The sequence below is a fragment of the Patulibacter medicamentivorans genome, assembly GCF_000240225.1.
Lineage (GTDB): Bacteria > Actinomycetota > Thermoleophilia > Solirubrobacterales > Solirubrobacteraceae > Patulibacter > Patulibacter medicamentivorans.
The window spans coordinates 1-753 of record NZ_AGUD01000341.1 but is presented as its reverse complement, the minus strand read 5'-3'; the positions used below and the strand labels follow the sequence as shown (position 1 = coordinate 753).

General features: G+C 80.1%; 1 protein-coding gene and 1 pseudogene. One reads left to right on the top strand and one right to left on the bottom strand.

Annotation, left to right across the window (positions count from 1 at the left end):
- Positions 1-181, bottom strand: a pseudogene (locus PAI11_RS27955) (two-component sensor histidine kinase); the annotation flags it as partial.
- Here PAI11_RS27955 and PAI11_RS23540 point away from each other — a divergent pair.
- The coding region (locus PAI11_RS23540; protein WP_211656657.1) for an RNA polymerase sigma factor at positions 171-753 on the top strand (583 nt) is incomplete at its 3' end. The pseudogene PAI11_RS27955 and the gene PAI11_RS23540 overlap by 11 nt on opposite strands.

Here is a 753-nt window from a genome sequence, read left to right as displayed (position 1 = left end):
CGCGGGCGGCGGGGCCGAGCGGCACGGTGGTCGTGCGCAGCTCGCCGAGGAGCCGCCGCAGCGCGGCCAGGGTCGCCGGCGCGGCGGCCCGCGACCGGCCGCCGTCCGCGGCCCGCGGCCGGCCCGGGACGATCGACGTCGCGGCCGCGCTCGCCGAGCACGCGACGCTGATGCTGCGCACCGCCCGCCGGCTGTCGCTCTGCGAGGACGACGCCCAGGACGCGGTGCAGGCGGCCGCCGAGCGGTTCCTGCGCCACCAGCGCGAGGTCCAGCCGGCGACCGTCGGCGGCTGGCTCATGACCGTCACCCGCAACGAGGCGCTGCGCGTGCGCGAGCGGCGGGTCCGCGTCGGCGACCTGGATCCGGACGACTGGCGGCTGTCGCTGCGCGGCGCCGGCGACGGGCTCGACGAGCGGATCGCACGCGGCGAGGAGATCGCCCTCGCGCGTGAGGCCCTCGCGCGGCTCAAGCCGCAGGAGCGCAGCGCGCTCTGGCTGCAGGCGCAGGGCCTGACCTACGACGAGATCGCACGCGAGCTCTCGTGGTCGCGGCGCAAGGTCGACCGCGCGCTGAACGAGGGCCGGGCCAGTCTCCGGCGCGGTTTGCGCGGGATCGCCGCGGGGGAGGGCTGCGCCGCCGCCGCGCCGCGGATCGACCGGCTCGCGGGCGGACGGGCGACGCCCGAGGACCTGGGGGCGCTGCGGCCGCACGTCGCGCGCTGCCCGAGCTGCCGAGCGCGCCTGCGCCGGGCCC